General features: G+C 67.6%; 16 protein-coding genes. 8 read left to right on the forward strand and 8 right to left on the reverse strand.

Annotated features, from left to right (window positions below):
• Window positions 1-30: 30 nt before the first annotated feature.
• The 6 genes from NDI89_RS02795 (at window position 31) to NDI89_RS02820 (ending at window position 6,414) form a co-directional block, all read left to right on the forward strand.
• A complete protein-coding gene (locus NDI89_RS02795; RefSeq protein WP_277519995.1) occupies window positions 31-690 on the forward strand; it encodes a heme NO-binding domain-containing protein in 660 nt (219 codons plus the stop codon).
• A complete protein-coding gene (locus tag NDI89_RS02800) occupies window positions 683-2,308 on the forward strand; it encodes a methyl-accepting chemotaxis protein (protein ID WP_277519996.1) in 1,626 nt (541 codons plus the stop codon). The genes NDI89_RS02795 and NDI89_RS02800 overlap by 8 nt, the downstream gene beginning before the upstream one ends.
• Window positions 2,309-2,414: 106 nt before the next feature.
• Window positions 2,415-3,314 (forward strand): dihydrodipicolinate synthase family protein, encoded by a 900-nt coding sequence (locus NDI89_RS02805; protein ID WP_277519997.1) that lies wholly within the window; start codon window positions 2,415-2,417, stop codon window positions 3,312-3,314.
• Window positions 3,315-3,399: 85 nt separating this feature from the next.
• Entirely contained in the window at window positions 3,400-4,503 is a 1,104-nt protein-coding gene (locus NDI89_RS02810; RefSeq protein WP_277519998.1) for a putative sulfate/molybdate transporter, read from the forward strand.
• A 167-nt stretch (window positions 4,504-4,670) separates the two neighbouring features.
• The gene (locus tag NDI89_RS02815; protein WP_277519999.1) at window positions 4,671-5,150 is read left to right on the forward strand and encodes a DUF7384 family protein; all 480 of its coding nucleotides are present in this window, start codon (window positions 4,671-4,673) and stop codon (window positions 5,148-5,150) included.
• A 133-nt stretch (window positions 5,151-5,283) separates the two neighbouring features.
• Complete coding sequence (locus NDI89_RS02820) at window positions 5,284-6,414, forward strand: guanosine monophosphate reductase (RefSeq protein ID WP_277520000.1); 1,131 nt, start codon at window positions 5,284-5,286, stop codon at window positions 6,412-6,414.
• A gap of 16 nt (window positions 6,415-6,430) precedes the next feature.
• On the opposite strand, the gene NDI89_RS02825 is transcribed toward NDI89_RS02820, so the two are convergent.
• Complete coding sequence (locus tag NDI89_RS02825) at window positions 6,431-6,982, reverse strand: XTP/dITP diphosphatase (RefSeq protein WP_277520001.1); 552 nt, start codon at window positions 6,980-6,982, stop codon at window positions 6,431-6,433.
• A 127-nt stretch (window positions 6,983-7,109) separates the two neighbouring features.
• A complete protein-coding gene (locus NDI89_RS02830) occupies window positions 7,110-7,760 on the reverse strand; it encodes a helix-turn-helix domain-containing protein (RefSeq protein WP_277520002.1) in 651 nt (216 codons plus the stop codon).
• Window positions 7,761-7,843: 83 nt separating this feature from the next.
• Between NDI89_RS02830 and NDI89_RS02835 the strand changes: the two genes are divergently transcribed.
• Complete coding sequence (locus NDI89_RS02835; protein WP_277520003.1) at window positions 7,844-9,514, forward strand: NADH-quinone oxidoreductase subunit D; 1,671 nt, start codon at window positions 7,844-7,846, stop codon at window positions 9,512-9,514.
• 55 nt (window positions 9,515-9,569) lie between these two features.
• On the opposite strand, the gene NDI89_RS02840 is transcribed toward NDI89_RS02835, so the two are convergent.
• From NDI89_RS02840 to NDI89_RS02860, 5 genes are all read right to left on the reverse strand, one after another.
• Window positions 9,570-9,860 (reverse strand): DUF5808 domain-containing protein, encoded by a 291-nt coding sequence (locus tag NDI89_RS02840; protein ID WP_277520004.1) that lies wholly within the window; start codon window positions 9,858-9,860, stop codon window positions 9,570-9,572.
• Window positions 9,861-9,957: 97 nt separating this feature from the next.
• Window positions 9,958-11,766 (reverse strand): bifunctional N(6)-L-threonylcarbamoyladenine synthase/serine/threonine protein kinase, encoded by a 1,809-nt coding sequence (locus NDI89_RS02845; protein WP_277520005.1) that lies wholly within the window; start codon window positions 11,764-11,766, stop codon window positions 9,958-9,960.
• Window positions 11,767-11,837: 71 nt separating this feature from the next.
• Complete coding sequence (locus tag NDI89_RS02850) at window positions 11,838-11,972, reverse strand: 30S ribosomal protein S27ae (protein WP_222917139.1); 135 nt, start codon at window positions 11,970-11,972, stop codon at window positions 11,838-11,840.
• Window positions 11,973-12,299, reverse strand: a complete 327-nt coding sequence (locus tag NDI89_RS02855; RefSeq protein ID WP_277520006.1) for a 30S ribosomal protein S24e — start codon at window positions 12,297-12,299, stop codon at window positions 11,973-11,975.
• Window positions 12,300-12,370: 71 nt separating this feature from the next.
• Complete coding sequence (locus NDI89_RS02860) at window positions 12,371-13,447, reverse strand: WD40/YVTN/BNR-like repeat-containing protein (RefSeq protein ID WP_277520007.1); 1,077 nt, start codon at window positions 13,445-13,447, stop codon at window positions 12,371-12,373.
• A 220-nt stretch (window positions 13,448-13,667) separates the two neighbouring features.
• Between NDI89_RS02860 and NDI89_RS02865 the strand changes: the two genes are divergently transcribed.
• The gene (locus NDI89_RS02865; protein ID WP_277520008.1) at window positions 13,668-15,188 is read left to right on the forward strand and encodes an ATP-binding protein; all 1,521 of its coding nucleotides are present in this window, start codon (window positions 13,668-13,670) and stop codon (window positions 15,186-15,188) included.
• Window positions 15,189-15,232: 44 nt separating this feature from the next.
• Here the strand turns inward: NDI89_RS02865 and NDI89_RS02870 are convergent, their stop codons facing one another.
• Window positions 15,233-15,952, reverse strand: coding sequence for a helix-turn-helix domain-containing protein (locus NDI89_RS02870; RefSeq protein WP_277520009.1), 720 nt, complete (start codon window positions 15,950-15,952; stop codon window positions 15,233-15,235).
• Window positions 15,953-16,037 lie beyond the last annotated feature (85 nt).

A 16,037-nucleotide genomic window follows, 5' to 3' on the forward strand; every position in this document is an offset into this window, starting at 1 on the left:
GAGCGGAGAAAGCGGGGGCAGCGGGGCACCATGCACGGGATAATTCTGAAGACCCTGCAGGCGTTCGTCGTCGATACCTACGGCGAGGACGCCTGGCTCGCAGTGCAAGCGGAGGCCGACATCGAGGAGAAAGTCTACGTGCCCGTCACCGTCTATCCGGACGGCGACGTCTACGAGATCGCGCGGACCGCCGGCGAACTCACCGACCAGAGTCCGCGGACGATCCTGACCCAGTACGGAGAGTGGGTCGTCCCGGCGCTGCTCGAGACCTACGATCTCCACATCGACGACGAGTGGGAGGGACTGGAACTCATCGCGAACATCCAGCAGTTCCACACGTCGCTGCGGACGCGGGACATGACGACGCTGACGACGCCCCGAATCCGATCGGAACGAATCGACGAGAACCGGGTTCGGATCACCTACGACTCGGACCGAAAGCTGTGTGACGTCGCCCGCGGCGCGATCCAGGGCGTCGCCGAGCGCTTCGACGAGGAACTGATCGCGGAAGAGCGAACCTGTATGCACGAGGGAGCCGAGGAGTGCCAGTTCGACATCCGGCGGAACGTGGCCAGAGACGCCGAAAGCGAACGAGATCCGCAGTCGGATACCGAGACCGAATCGAAAACCGGGTTCGAGTTCGAGTCCGAACCACCGGCCGACGCTCCCAGCGGGGGAACGAATGACTGAGTCGACGGCAGCCACCGACGACACGTCGGCGCTCCCGACGGCGATTCAGTCCGACACGCCGATCGGGTTCGGCGTCGCGATCGCGCTGGCGGGACTGGTCGTCGTCGCCGTCGCCGCAGTCGCACTCGGGGAGCTGGCGACCGCGCCCCTCGGCGTCGGAATCGCCGGCGTCGTCGCGACGGGCGGGAGCGCGGCCGCGATCGCCGCCGTCTCGGACGCCCGATCCGCACCGCGTCAGCGCGACGAGCTCCGCGAGGGGATCGCCGACGTGACCGACCGGACCGCCCGTCTCGAGAACGAGGAGTACGACGTTTCGTTCGCGACGGATCGGGACGACGAGTTCGGCGCGCTCGAGGACGCGCTCGCCGGGATTCGGAACCGACTCGCGGCGGGCGAGCAGACTGACCGATCGCTGGACGAACTCGAGAGCACGGTCGAGGCACACGCCGAGACGACGCGAGCGGTCGCCGCGGGCGACCTCACCCGACGGTTCGAGCAACGCGGGACCCACGACGCGATCGACGAGTTGGCCGGCAACTCCAACGCGATGCTCGCGGAGATCGAGGACACCTTCGGGACGTTGAAATCGTTCTCCGGCGAAACCGTCACCTACAGTCGCGAGCTCAAAACGAGCATGGAGACGGTGCGGGCGGAGGGCGAGCGCACGAGCGAGGCGCTCACCGAGGTCGTCGCGGACAACAGGGAGCAGAACGATCAGCTCCAGACCGTCGCGACCGAAATGGAATCGTTCTCGACGACGATCGAAGAGATCGCCGCGACCGCTTCCGAGGTCGCCGACACCGCCGACAGGACCGCCAGAGTCGGCCAGGAAGGGAGCGAGGCCGCGGGCAACGCGATCGAGGGAATGGCCGTGATCGACGCGGAGACCGAACGCACGCTCGAGGAGATCGAGGGGCTCGAGGCGGAAGCCGAGCAGATCGACGACCTCGTCGAGTCGATCAGCGACATCGCGGAGCAGACGAACATGCTCGCGCTCAACGCGAACATCGAGGCGACCCGGACCGGCGACGGCGGCAGCGAAGGGTTCGGTGCAGTCGCCGACGAGATCCAGAACCTCTCCGAACAGGTCTACGACTCCGTCCAGGCCGTCGAGGAGCGCCTCGAGGGCCTCAGGGACCGGGCGATGTCGGCGGCCGACGAGGTGCGAACCAGCCGCGGCCGCATCGAGGACAGCGTCGCCGACGTCGAGGCGGCCGCGAACGCCCTCGAACGGATCGCCGAGCTCGCGGGCGACACGAACGACGGCGTCCAGGAGATCTCCGCTGCGACCGAGGAGCAGGCCTCGGCAACGGAGGAAGTCGTCGTGCTGGTCGAGTCCGCCGCCGAAACGAGCGAGAAGACGGCGACGACGTCCGCGAGGGCCGCCCGCCGAGCGTCCGCTCAGGCCGACGCGCTCTCCCACGTCGCCCGGAGCGCGACGGTGCTCACCGAACAGGCCGGCGAGTTGAACGCGCAACTCGAGCGCTACGTCACCGAAGGCGGCTACGACCTCCCCGAGGCCCGAACCGCCGACGACGTCGATCCGGACGCGGTCTCGACCGCGACGTCGACGCCGGAAACGATCGGCGACGGAAGCGGCGGGAGCGAGACCCGCTAGCGAGACCCGGTACTGGCGTCTCGGCCGTCTGGTCGACTCCGGCCCGGGTGGGAGATCGGTATCGGAAACGCCCAGTATTTTGACCCGTGCCGCCTTTTCTCCGTTCATGAACGGTACCGGTGTGCCGCTCGTCACGCCGTTCGATTCGTCGGGACGCGTCGACCGCACGCGACTCCGCGACCTCGTCGCCTGGCTCGAGGAGCGCGGCGTCGACTTCCTCGTTCCCTGCGGATCGTCGGGCGAGGCCCCGCTGCTGACGACCGACGAACGGATTCGCGTCGTCGAGACCGTCGCCGAAGTAACCGAACTCCCGGTGCTCGCGGGCACCGGTCGCGAAGGGTTCGAGCCGACCCTCGAGACGACCGAACGAGCCGCCGCGGCCGGTGCGGACGCCGCGCTCGTGGTCACGCCGTCGTACTACGACTCGGACGAGGAGGCCCTGGCCGCCTACTACCGCGACCTCGCGGACGACTCGCCGATCCCGATCTACCTCTACAGCGTTCCGAAATTCACCGACCACGCGCTCGCGCCGGAAACGGTCGCCTCGCTGGCCGGCCACGAGAACGTCGCCGGCATCAAGGACTCGAGCGGGAGCCTCGAGGCCATCCAGCGACTCGTCCGCCTCACCGAAGACGAGGAGTTCGCGGTGCTGGTCGGCAGCGGGAGCATCTACGCAGCGGGGCTCACCGCGGGTGCCGACGGCGGCGTGCTGGCGCTGTCGAACGTCGTTCCCGGACGAGCGGGGGAGATCTACCGACTGCACGACGCCGGTCGGGGAAACGCCGCGCGAGCCCTGAACGCCGATCTCGTCGAACTCAACCGCGCCGTGACGTCGACCTACGGCGTTCCGGGTATCAAAGCTGCGCTGGCCACACGGGACCAGCCGGTCGGCTCGCCTCGACGACCGCTCCGGCCGCTCGCGGAGGCGGCGCGGGGGGCCCTCGAGTCGGTACTCGCCGACGCGCTCGAGGCGACGGGCGAGGCGGATTCGGATCGACCGACGTAACCGAAATCGGCCACAACGAGGGGAGAGAGAAACCGTCCCCAGTTACCGCCAAGAGTCAAGTTCGTTCCGGAGTTACCGGGAGTAGATGGCGTACTCGTTCCGCTCGAGCACGGGGTCCGACCTCGAATTTTCCGCGGGCGAACTGACGGGTGCGCTAGGAGATTCCGTTACGGTGTTACCGCTGATCGTGGCGTTAGGGGCGACGACGAGCGTCTCGCTTCCCCACGTCCTGATCGGCTTCGGCGTCTTTCAGATCGTCTGGGGGCTGTACTACGGGCTGCCGCTCTCCGTCGAACCGATGAAGGCGCTGATCGGATTAGCGATCGTCGGGACACTGTCATACGCCGAACTCGCCGCCGCCGGATTGGTCGCCGGCGGCGTCTTGCTCGCAGTCGGCCACCTCGGGCTCGTCGGTCGACTCCAGCGGGTCGTCGGCGAACCGGTCATCCGCGGCGTGCAACTCGCCGTGGGGCTGCTCCTGCTCGAGGCAGCGGTCGACCTCTCGCTGGGGAACCTCCCCGTCGCGGCGGGCGGCCTAGCGGTCGTCGGCCTGCTGGCAATCGTCGGCTACCGCCAGGCGAGCGTCCTCGTCGTGCTCGGGCTCGGCGGGGTCGCGGCCGTCGCGACGGCCGGCGTTCCGACGCCTGCGATTCCCGAGATCGGGGTCTTTCCGGCCGGGTCGCCGTCGATCACCGCGGCCGCGCTCGAGGGAACCGTCGCCCAGCTCGGCATGACGGTGGGCAACGCCGCGATCGCGACGGCTCTGCTCTGTGGCGACCTCTACGATCGTGACGTCTCGGCCGACGACCTCTCGACGAGCATGGGCGTGACCTGCCTCGCGGCGATCCCGTTCGGTGGCGTGCCGATGTGTCACGGGAGCGGCGGTCTCGCCGGTAAGTACGCCTTCGGCGCGCGAACCGGCGGGGCGAACGTACTGCTCGGAATCGGCTACCTCGCGCTCGCGTTGGTCGCCACCGGTGCCCTGCTGGCCGCGTTTCCGATGGCCGTCCTCGGCGTCTTGCTCGTCGTCGTCGCGCTCGAACTGGCTCGAGCGGCGTTCGAGCCGATCACCGGCAGACGGGCGCTGGCTGTCGTCCTCGGCGTCGGGATCATCGGGCTGGCAGTCAACGTGGGCGTGGCGTTCGTCCTCGGAACGATCGCGTTCTGGCTGCTCTCGCAGCGGTCGTGACCACCGGATGTTTCGCCGGCGGACTCGAGCCGGACCACCTTTGATGCCGTAGCACCAACCGCCACCGATGGCTACGAGCTGGGACGACCTGTTCGACCGCGGGGCGGCGTACGACGGCGATCTCGAGCGGGTTCGAAGCGAACTCGAGGCGCTCCGGGGGGACGACGATGCCGGATCGTGACGAACCGAACCCCGCCAGAGTCGTCGCGGACGCCGACGTCCTCGCGGCTGACCTCCTCGTCGGCGGCGCGGCGCGCGAAGCGCTGGATCACGTCCGGCGTCACTCGTGGGTCGACCTGATCGCGAGCGACCCGCTGCTCGAGGAGACGGAGCGACTCGTCGCGCGACTCGTCGACGCGGAGCTGGCCGCCGACCACCGGGAGCGACTCGAGGACGAGCGGGTCGCTGTCGACCAGCCAGAGGGGGACCATCCGGCGCTGGCGTCGGCCTATCAGGGCGGAGCGGCGCACCTGCTATCCTACGACGAGCGGCTTCGATCGGCGAGAGCCGGGCTCACGCTCCAGCCTCGCGTATCCGTCAGCATCCGCCCGCCGGACGCGTTCGCTCGCCTGTTCGACCCCGCGAGCCTGTACGATGTCGTCGAGGGCGGCGAGTATCCGGGACCGGATCGGGATCCGCGAGCGTGACATCCTCCCCGCGCTGAAGCGCGAGGATACCCACAGCGCCGGCCGCGATAGCGATACGAGGCTGCTACCGGATGTGCTCAGGCCCCTGCGGGCGTGACTCTTATTTGCCGGAGACTCCTCTATCGTACGGGAAATGAACGATCTACGTACCGGGCTGAGCTACGGTGACGTGCTCCTCGTACCGAACCGATCACCGGTCGATAGCCGCAGTACCGTCGACCTCTCGACGAGCCTGACGCCGGACGTCGAGCTAGACGCGCCGCTGGTCTCCGCCGCGATGGACACCGTCACGGAGGCCGAACTGGCGATCGAGCTCTCGCGGGTCGGCGGGTTCGGCGTCTTGCACCGGTTCCTCACGCCGGACGAACAGGCCGAACAGGTCGCACGGGTAGCCGCCGCCGACGAACGGGTCGGCGCTGCCGTCGGGATCGACGAAGACTACGTCGGGCGCTGTCGGAAACTGATCGAAGCCGGCGTCGACGTGCTCGTCGTTGACGTCGCTCACGGCCACCTCGAGCGAACGCTCGAGGCCGTTGAAATCCTCCGGGCGGAGTTCCCGGAGACCGACCTCGTCGCCGGCAACGTCGCGACGCCGGCGGGCGTCGAGGACCTCGCGGCCGCCGGAGCCGACTGCGTGAAAGTCGGTATCGGCCCCGGCTCTCACTGTACTACTCGAAAGGTAGCCGGGGCGGGCGTCCCGCAGCTGACCGCGGTCGACGACTGTGCGACCGCGGCCGAGGAGCTGGACGTCACCATCTGTGCGGACGGCGGCATCCGTACCTCCGGTGACGCGGTGAAGGCGCTGATGGCGGGGGCGGACACGGTGATGCTCGGGAGCCTCTTCGCCGGCACCGAGGAAGCGCCGGGGGCGGTCGTCGAGGTCGACGGCGCACGGTACAAGCGCTCGCGGGGGATGGCGACGACGACCTCGGCCGAAAAGCGCGACGACAAGGACGCCGACGTCCGCGCCGACGAGGGCGTCGAGGCCCTGACCCCGTACAAGGGGCCCGTGGCCGACGTCGTCGAGGAGTTCTGCGCCGGGGTTCAGTCGGGCCTCTCCTACTGTGGCGGGCTGACGATCCCCGACGCCCGCGAAAAGGCCGAGTTCATTCGCGTCGCACCCAGCGCGAAGGAGCGGGAGGGGTACCACGCGGATCAGGACTGGGAGGGCGTCAGCGTCGACACCGAAGCGAAGGCGGTCACCGAATCCCAGCTGGCGGCGGACGACGAAACGGCGAGCACGACCGCCGAAAGCGACGACTGACGGTCGCTCGATTCGGCTACTCGTCGCGTCCGGCGAACCACTCCGCGAACTCCCCCAGCGCGCGTCCGCGATGGGAGATCGCGTTCTTCTCTTCCGTGCTCATCTCGGCCATCGTCTGCCCGTTGTACTCGAAGATCGGGTCGTAGCCGAACCCGCCCTCACCGCGGGGTGCGACGAGCGTGCCGGACACCGAGCCCGCAAACGACTCGGTGCCGTTCTCGTCGGCGTACGCGAGGACAGTTCGGAACTGCGCGCGGCGGTTCTCTTCGGCCTCCGCGAGCCGCCAGAGCCGTTCGACTCCCACGGTGTCCTCGACGTACGCCGAATAGGGGCCCGGAAACCCACCCAGCGCGTCGACGAACAGCCCCGCGTCGTCGACCAGCACCGGCTCGTCATTCCCTAACTCCTCGAAGGCCTCGCGGGCGCCGTGGGCCGCGATCTCCCCGAGGGAGTCGCTCTGAACCTCGGTGTAGTCGTACTCGACCTGTTCGACGGGCTCGACTCCGTCGAGGTAGCCCCGCGCCTCGCGGACCTTCCCCTCGTTGCCGGTGACGAATCGAATGGCCATGTACGAGGCGGGGTTCGCGGGCGGAAAATAGGCGTCGGTTGGCCGCTGTCGATCCGCGAGCCGTGTCGCGTCGTCGGCGCGTTCGCGCCGCCGCTCGAGGAATAGGGGGCCGAACGGATTCAGCCCCCTAGAGCTCGAGGGCGTCCATCACGGTTTCCTCCGCCTTCCGGAGGTGTTCGGCGGCCGTTCCGGGCGCACAGCCGAGTTCCTCGGCGACGTCCTCGACGCTCGCCGACCGGGGGACCTCGAAGTAGCCCAGTTCGCGAGCGACCCGCACCGCCTCGCGCTGGCGTGCAGTCAACGCGCCGACGGCGGCGTCGCTTCCGTCGTATTGTCCGATTCGGTCGACGGCCGTCTCGATGCCCGCGGGGACGCCCTCGAGCGCCCGCCGGAGATCGGCCGATTCGCCGACGACCGAGAACCGAACCGTCCAGTCGGACCGGTACTCGATCGGCGGTAACACCACGAGGCTCCCCTCCGTGAAGAGGTCGAGGAGCCGTTCGTCGACGCCCTCGGGTACGTCGCGGACGTAGACGGTGAACGTCCGGTCGCCGGTCCGCGTGAGTTCGTAGTCGCTCACCCGATCGGTCTCCTCGAGGGCGGCTTCGTAGACGTCCGGATCGCCGACGACGTGGAAGATGAAGGCGTTATCGTCGGTTCCCGAGAAATTCCCGTGGACCATCCGGTAGGCGTCGAAGGCGTCGCTGTCGGCGACGAACCGGTGCATCGGATGGATCGTCTCGGCGTCGTACCGAAGCGTGAGCCGAACCGTCTTCACGGCCGAACGTTCGGTTGCGGATATATAAATAGCCTAGCGGCTGTCGCAGAATCGACTCGCCCGCGGGGTGCGAATAGTCGGGTATGTCACCGGAGTCGACGCTCGAGTCGCGGCCGAGCGAGAACGCCGATCCGAGCGGGCAGCGCGACCTCGAGGCGCTTCTCGGCGACGCCGTCCTCGATCGCGACGACCACGAGAACGCGCCGGCGGTCGTGATCCGTCCGGACGACGTGCAATCGGTCCTCGAAACACTGCGCGACGACGCGGGGTTCGACCACTGCTCGTGCGTGACCGCCCAGCAGTATCCCGATCGGTTCGAAACGATCTATCACCTGACGTCTTACGCCGACCCGACTCGAGAGGCGAGCGTCGTCGTGCCGACGCCGATCGACGACCCGGTCAGTGAGAGCGCCGAACCAGTCTTCCGGACGGCCGACTGGCACGAGCGCGAGGCCTACGACCTCGTCGGCATCGAGTACGAGGACCATCCCGATCTCCGGCGGATTCTCCTGCCGGAAACGTGGCAGGGGCATCCGCTCTCGCGAGGGTACGATCAGGAACGACCGCAGGTCGTCACCCTCTCGGAACACGAAAACCCGATCGCGGGCGACGAGCGCGACGCCGCGTCGGAGACGATGTTCCTCAACATCGGGCCGCATCACCCGTCGACCCACGGCGTCCTCCACGTGAAGGCGGTACTGGACGGCGAGACGGTGGTCGACGTCGACCCCGACATCGGCTACATCCACCGTTGCGAAGAACAAATGTGCCAACAGAGCACGTACCGCCACCAGATCATGCCCTACCCCGACCGCTGGGACTGGGTGTCCTCGGGGCTGTTGAACGAGTGGGCCTACGCCCGCGCCGCCGAGGACCTGGCCGACCTCGCGGTGCCGGACTACGCCCGGGTCGTCCGAACGATGGGGGCCGAACTCTCGCGGCTGGCATCGCACTTCATCGCGATCGCCACCTACGCGCTGGACATCGTCGGGGAGTTCTGCGCCGCCTTCCAATATGGCATCCGCGACCGCGAACTCGTCCTCGACGTCCTCGAGGAACTGACCGGCCAGCGCATGATGTTCAACTACTTCCGACTGGGCGGGGTCGCCTGGGACCTCCCGGAGCCCCGCGAGGAGTTCATCGCCGGCGTTCGTGACGTGCTCGACAGCTTCCCCGCGAAGATCGAGGAGTACCACGACCTGCTGGTCACCAACGAGATTTTCCAGCGACGGTGCGTCGACACGGGCGTTCTCGAGCCCGACGCGGCCAAACAGTACGGCTGTACCGGCCCCGTCGCACGAGGCTCCGGCATCGACTACGACCTCCGCCGCGACGATCCCTACGGCTACTACGACAATCTCGAGTGGAACGTCGTGACCGAACCGGACGGTGACAACTACTCCCGGCTGCTCGTCCGACTGCGTGAGATCGAGGAATCAGCGAAGATCGTCGAGCAGTGTCTCGACCTGCTCGAACACTGGCCCGAAGACGAGCGCGAAATCCAGAGCAACGTGCCCCGAACGCTCAAACCCGAGGCCGGGACGGAGACGTATCGCGCCGTCGAGGGGGCGAAAGGCGAACTCGGGATCTACGTCCGCGCGGACGGGACCGAGACGCCGGCCCGGTTCAAAATTCGCAGCCCCTGTTTCTCGAATCTCTCCGCGTTACCCGAGCTCGCGCGCGGCGAATACGTGGCCGATCTCGTCGCGTCGATCGGCAGTCTCGACTGTATCATGGGCGAGGTCGACCGCTGATCGCCGGGCTGCCGACTCCGCCGCCATCCGCGAGAAAGCGATCGATCGGTGCCGCTCAGTCGTCCGAGTCGCCGTCGTCGACGATGACTTCGACGGGTTCGTCCGCAACGTCCTCGGTCCCCTCCGACGCTCCCGTCTCCTGTTGCCAGAGGAGCGCTCCGGCGACGGCGACGACGATCCAGGACCGCCAGTTGGCGAGGTTCAGGGTGTAGCCGACGCCGAAGGGTTTCTCGACGAGCATCCCCTCGCCGGGCTGCCAGTACGACGAGAGCATGCGACCGATGCTCGGTCGTTCGAAATTGTACGGTACCCCGAGGATCTCACCGGAAGTCGGCTTGTCTGCCATGGCAGGTGATACGTCCTCCCCTGATAAAGTAATTGTGTGCTGCGACGACGGCTGCGATCAGCCGACTGCCGTCGTGTGAACGACGGACTCGAGGGCGTTACGACTGGTACCGGCCGCGTCCCTCGACGTCCCGCAGCCGTTCGAGGACGCGTTCCTCGCCGACCTCGCGATATCCCTCCCGGACCGCCTCGCGAAGCGGGGCGGGGTCGTCGGCGGTGCCGACGAGGCTCTGATCGAAGACGTGCAGGTCCATCGCGTAGTCCTCGACGTGGTCGGTGTGGTAGCCGAGGCCGAAGTCGATGAGATACGTCCGGTCACCGGCTCCCTCGCGGTCGTCGGCCGCTCGCTCGTCCCGGGACGCGTCGCGTCCCGTACGCCCGACCCTGACGTTCCGCGTCGTCGGATCGCCGTGGACGAACCCGGCCCGGTGGAGCGCCGCGAGGTGCCGGCCGACGTCGCGGACCCGCTCGACCGACAGCCCGTCCCGCAGGTCCCGGTCGCCGACGTACTCGAGTTCGAGTCGCGCTTCGCGGGGATCGACGTCCGAGAGCACGGGCGTCGGAACCCCCTCGCGGCGGGCCAGACCGGTCAGCCGGGCCTCGAGGGTCGTCCGCTCGCGGCGGAGTCTATCGTCGAGTTCGGGATGCCGGTACGTTTTCGACTCGCGGCGCTTCGTGACGCGGCCGGCGTCGGGCGCCAGGTCGACCACCGCTTCGGCACCGCGAACCCGGCTCTCGTCGGCACCCTGGCCGCGCCCGGCCGCGAGCTCGGGCTCGTCCGTCTGCTCGCGGTTCCGTCCGTCACCGCTCGCCGTTCCGAGGTCCTCGCTTCGCTCGGACCTCGCGCGCCACGTGACCGGCACCTGATCCGGACGGAAGTCCGGGTCGACGCGGGACTCCTCGATTTCGAGCGTGTCGCCGGCCGCGTACATCTTCGCACCGAGCACGGCGATCATGCCCGCGTTGTCCCGCAGGAATCGCGGCTCGGGCGCGTGGAATTCTGCACCGCGCTGGGCGCACATTTCCGCGAGCATCTCGCGCAGGCGAGCGTTCTGTCCGACGCCGCCGCCGAGGACGAGTTCGTCGCTGCCGGTCAGCGACAGGGCCCGCTCGGAGACCTCGGTCAGCATGCCGAAGACGTTCTCCTGCAGGGAGTAGCAGATGTCCTCGATCGGCACGCTACCGTCGGACTCGCTACGCTCGTCCGACGAGCCTCCGCTCGCGTTGCTCGCGGAGACGCCGTCGTAGGCCTGCTTCGCGGCGCTCATGATCCCCGAAAACGAGAAGTCCATCCCCTTGACGACGTAGGGAAGGTCGACGTACTCGCCGTCCTCGGCGGCCGCCTCGACTTTCGGCCCGCCGGGGTGGGACCAGCCGACGTGGCGGGTGAACTTGTCGATCGCGTTGCCGACGCCGGTGTCCATCGTCTCTCCGAGCACCCGATAGCGTCCGTTGCGGTAGGCCAGCAGGTGCGCGTTCGCCCCGCTGGCGTTCAGACAGACCGGCGAGTCGAAGCCCGACGTGTGCCGCCCGATTTCGAGGTGGGCGACCATGTGGTTCACCCCGACGAGCGGCACGCCGAGAGCCTGACTCAGCGCTCGAGCGGCGGTGCCGACGACGCGCAAGCAGGGCCCGAGCCCCGGGCCGCGGGAGAAGGCGACCGCGTCTATGGGCGGGTCCGTCGCCGGGCCGTCGTGGGTCTCGCGGGCGTACTCGAGGGCCCGCTCGACGACGCGGGGAATCGCGTCGTGCATGTGTTCGGCGGCTTCGCGAGGGTGAATCCCGCCGCTCTCGGGCTGGTAGGCGTCGCTCTCGATGAACACGTCGTCGCGCTCGGCGTCGAAAACAGCTGCGCTGGCGGCCCAGGCGGTGCCCTCGATCCCGAGGATGCGAACGGTATCAGTCACGGCTGAAAACGGGTGTTAGCGGCGTTCGACGTGCCACGTCCGTGGTCGGCACGTCGCCCATCGGTCGGGGGTTACTCCCACTCGGTGTAGCTGCACTTCCCGCAGTGCTTGCGGTCGCCGTGGTCGGCGAGGAAGACGTCACCGCAGCGGGGACAGAGTTCCCCCTCGGTGCTGCCGTCGTCGCCGTAGAGCTCGTGTCGCGCCATCTATGCTTCCTCCGCTTCGGGTTCCGCATCGGCCTCGGCCTCCTCTTCTGCGCCGATCTTGTTTCGCTCGAGCATGTGGTCTTGCTCGACGTCGCGAGCGGAGTCGGCCGTGTCGTAGACTTTCGCCTGACCGACGGTCTTGCGCATCCCGAACTTGGTGTCGAGTTTGCGGATGACGACCTCGTCGGCGTCCTTGTTCAGCTTCGCCGCGAGGCTGTCGCGAACCTGCAGCCGGGAGGGCGTGGCGTCCTCGTGGACGAGTTCGAAGGTCACGTCAGTTCGATGCAACATGGGGTTCTCCGTTTCGGAGATGATGTCGACGTCCATGATATCACTCAGTTACCTTACTATCCCCGTGTAGCGCCTAAAAGGATTTCGAAGCCGCCCACCTGAACGGGCTACTCATCGAGAACGGCGGACGACGCGACCAGTCCCCGCGGCGTCCGCGTCTCGAGTCCCGTCGGCCAGTCGATATCGACCCGCGCCCACGAGTCGCCGAAGTCCCGGGTTCCGAAACTACCCCGATTGTTCACCGCGTAGACGACTCCCGGCTCTCCCGTGGTCGCGAACACCGTTCTGACGACGCCCTCGCCGGTCGGCAGTTCACGGTCCTCGAGCCGTTCCCACGAGTCGCCCCCGTCGCGGCGGTAGACGTACGACGCCGCGCGGCTCACGGTGTGAGCCGACGACGCGCCGCTGGCACTCGAGACGAGCACCCGGTCCGGGTCGCCGGGATCCGGGACGACGCTCCAGCAGTACGTGTGCTCGAGGCCGTCCTGCGGTCGTCGCCACGATTCCCCGCAGTCGTCGCTCTCGGCGTAGCCGTCGCCGGCCGCGGCGTAGAGCCGGCCCTCCCGGTCCGAGTGCGTCGCCAGACTGTGGTTGTCCCGGCGCGATCCCGGCGGCCGTTCGCGCCAGGTCTCACCGCCGTCGGGGGTGTACACGAACGCGCCCGCCTCGATCCCGACGTAGAGCCGCTCGGGATCGAACGGATCCACCTCGAGCCACCGAACGTGGTGGGTGTCCGGACGCGGCGGGAAGTACCACTCGTCCTCGGAGGGCAGGTCGACCAGTCCCTCGAGGTGGGTCCAGGAGTCGCCGCCGTCGCGCGAGCGGTAGATTCGGCTGGGTTCGGTGCCGGCGTAGACGATCGACGGATCGTGCGGGCTGATCGTCACGGCCGTCACGCGATCGCGCTCGGTGGGGACTCCGGTCCCGTCATCTCCCGTCGTCGACCGCTCCTCGGCGACGAACTCGGTCTCGAGTCGGTCGAACGAATCGCCGCCGTCGGTGCTCCGGAACAGACCGTCGTCGACGGTTCCGACGACGTACCGAGACGGTTCGTCGGGGGCTGTTGCGATGCAGACGGGATCCGTTTCCTCGAGTCGTGTCGCAGTCGTCCACCCGTCGGACGCGGGTCCGTCGCCCGTGCAGACGAGCAGGCGGTCGGCGAGTGCGATGATCACCGTCGCCATACGGGACGTTCGGGCGGCGAGTAAATATACGGTCGGCCGCGACGGATCGACCCGAATCCGATCCATCGACTGCGACCGTCGAATCGGTCGGGGCGGACGTCGCCGTGCGAGTCTGTCCGTCCCGGTGCTCACGTCTGGCAGTTTCCGACTCGCGGCCGGTCGTGTCAATTTCGGTGCCAATTCATTAATGAGAGCGGTGGACCGATCAACGAGTGGTTCGATGGGGGGCACCATTCGCCGAGCGGCCGGCCGTGCTCGAACACGGACCGTTTCACTGGTCGGGTTCGGGCTGCTCGCCATCGTCGGAGCATACGGGTTGACGTTTGGCGGTCCCTCCCTGCTGTTGGTACTCGAAGCGGCCGTCCCGACGACGATCGGCGTCGGGCTCGTCTGGTACGGGCTTCGAAGCCACGACGACGAGTCGGGGACCGAACGCGCGACGATCGTCACGGTCACTTCCTGCAGCTGTGGGGCGCTGGGTGCGCTCTTCTGCCTGAGTAGTATCTCTCTCCTCTCGCTACGGATGGGGTTTTCCGGTGGGCTCGCTCAGCCGGCGATAAACGCGTTGAGCGTCGGGCTGGGCTTCGGGGCCGTTCTCGGACACGTGTACGTCGAGTTCTCGACGCACTCCCGAGAGAACGAACGGCTCTCGCGGGCCGTCGACGCCTCGATGGATGGAATCGCAGTCGTCGTCGACGGCCGCCACGTGTACGTCAACGAGGCGTACGCCTCGCTGTACGGGTATCGGGACGAGGCGACGCTCGAAGGACGGCAATGGTGGACGGTGTATACGAACGAGTCGAGACGACGAATCGAACGAGAAGTCGTTCCCGCACTGTCCGATCGAAGCTACTGGCGGGGCACGCTTACCGGCACGCGAACCGATGGGACGACGTTTCCCCAGAGCGTGACGGTGAGCGCACTCGCGGACGGATACGTCGTCGTCGTCCGCGACGTCACCGATCAGCGGGATCGCGAGCAACGTATTCAGGTCCTCAACCGGGTACTCCGACACAATCTCCGAAACGCGTTCACCGTTATCCGAGGCCACGCGAACCTGATCGGCGACCGGAATCCCGAACTCGAGCAGCGACACATCACCCCGATCCGTGCGGAGATCGACGACCTGCTCACGACGGCGGACAAGGCCCGCGGCGTGGAACGAACCCTCGATCGACACGGTGACGCCGAGTTGATCGACGCCAGCGAGGCGGTTCGGCGAGTCACTGACCGGGCGCGTGCGGCGTATCCGGACGCTCGTATCGTCTCACGGATCGAGAACCCGGGACGCGGGTCGACGATGCTGTCCATCGAGGACGTCGTGGTCGACGCCCTCGACGAACTCGTCGACAACGCGATCGAGCACAACACCGCGAACGCTTCGAGTTCCGATATCGACGTGGCCACTGATGGGGACGGCCGCGACGACACCGCCGCGACCCCGACCGTCGAAATCACCGCCCATACCGTCGACACCGAGTCCCAATCCCGTCTCGAGTTTACCGTCGCCGACGACGGACCGGGGATCCCGGCGACGGAACGACGGGCGATACTCGAGGGCCACGAGACGGCGCTGGATCACGGCTCCGGGCTCGGACTGTGGCTCGTCAACTGGATCGTGCGATCGACCGGCGGCGAGCTGTCCTTTGCCGAGTCCGACGAGGGCGGGACGACCGTTCGGCTGTCGTTCCCGGACGTGACGGACACGAAGAGAGAGCCCACATCGGTGCCGACGCAGTGAGTCGTGTCGACTCGAGCTCGAGGTCAGACGGGTAGAACCGACGGTTATCGAACCGATCGACTGGGGGCCGGGTCTCGATCGCGGTCCGTCTCCGAACACCGTTCGTTGCCGGCGACGAGCGTCGACATGAGCCGAGCCTCGATCCGACGGAGGTGTTGGCCGACGGTCCCCGTCGAACAGTCGAGTCGACCGGCGATGTCCTCGTACGTCACCTGTCGCGGCTCCTCGTAGTACCCTTCCTCGATTGCGACGCGTAACACCTCGCGCTGGCGTTCTGTCAGGTCCGCGAAGGCCCGTTCTTCGGACGGGTCGTAGTTACCGAGCCGCTCGATTTCGACGTCGACGAGCGCCCGCGTTTCCTCGAGAACGCGGCGTAACGCCGTCTCGCGGCCGATCTCTGCGACGCGAAGGCTGCGGTTTTCCGGTCCGATATACGCGAGCGGATAGTCGAGCAATACCGCGTGTCGATGGTGGATCCCGAGCAACTCGTCGACGAGCTCGCTCGGACGATAATGTAACTGGAGGATGGTCGTTCTGTCGGTGTCAGTGAGCTGGTAGTCGACCACCGCCTCTCCCGTCTCCTCGAGCGCCTCTCGAACGGCCGTTCGGTCCCCGCGGACGACCTTTTGCGTGATGATCGTTCCGTCCTCGAGCCGATCGATGTCCAGAATCGACTCGAACGTCACGCCGCGCTCACGGAGGCGTTCTGCACCCCGGTCGAAGTATCCCCGCGTCGGTGTGAGTGTGTATGTCACACTTCGCATGCGCCTAAATTGCACACTTCCCCAAGATAACAGTTGTGACCGTTCATTGCGGAGTAAATAACAACGGTAACTGAATTCGAGAAGT

It is taken from the genome of Natrinema salsiterrestre (assembly GCF_029502005.1).
GTDB lineage: Archaea > Halobacteriota > Halobacteria > Halobacteriales > Natrialbaceae > Natrinema > Natrinema salsiterrestre.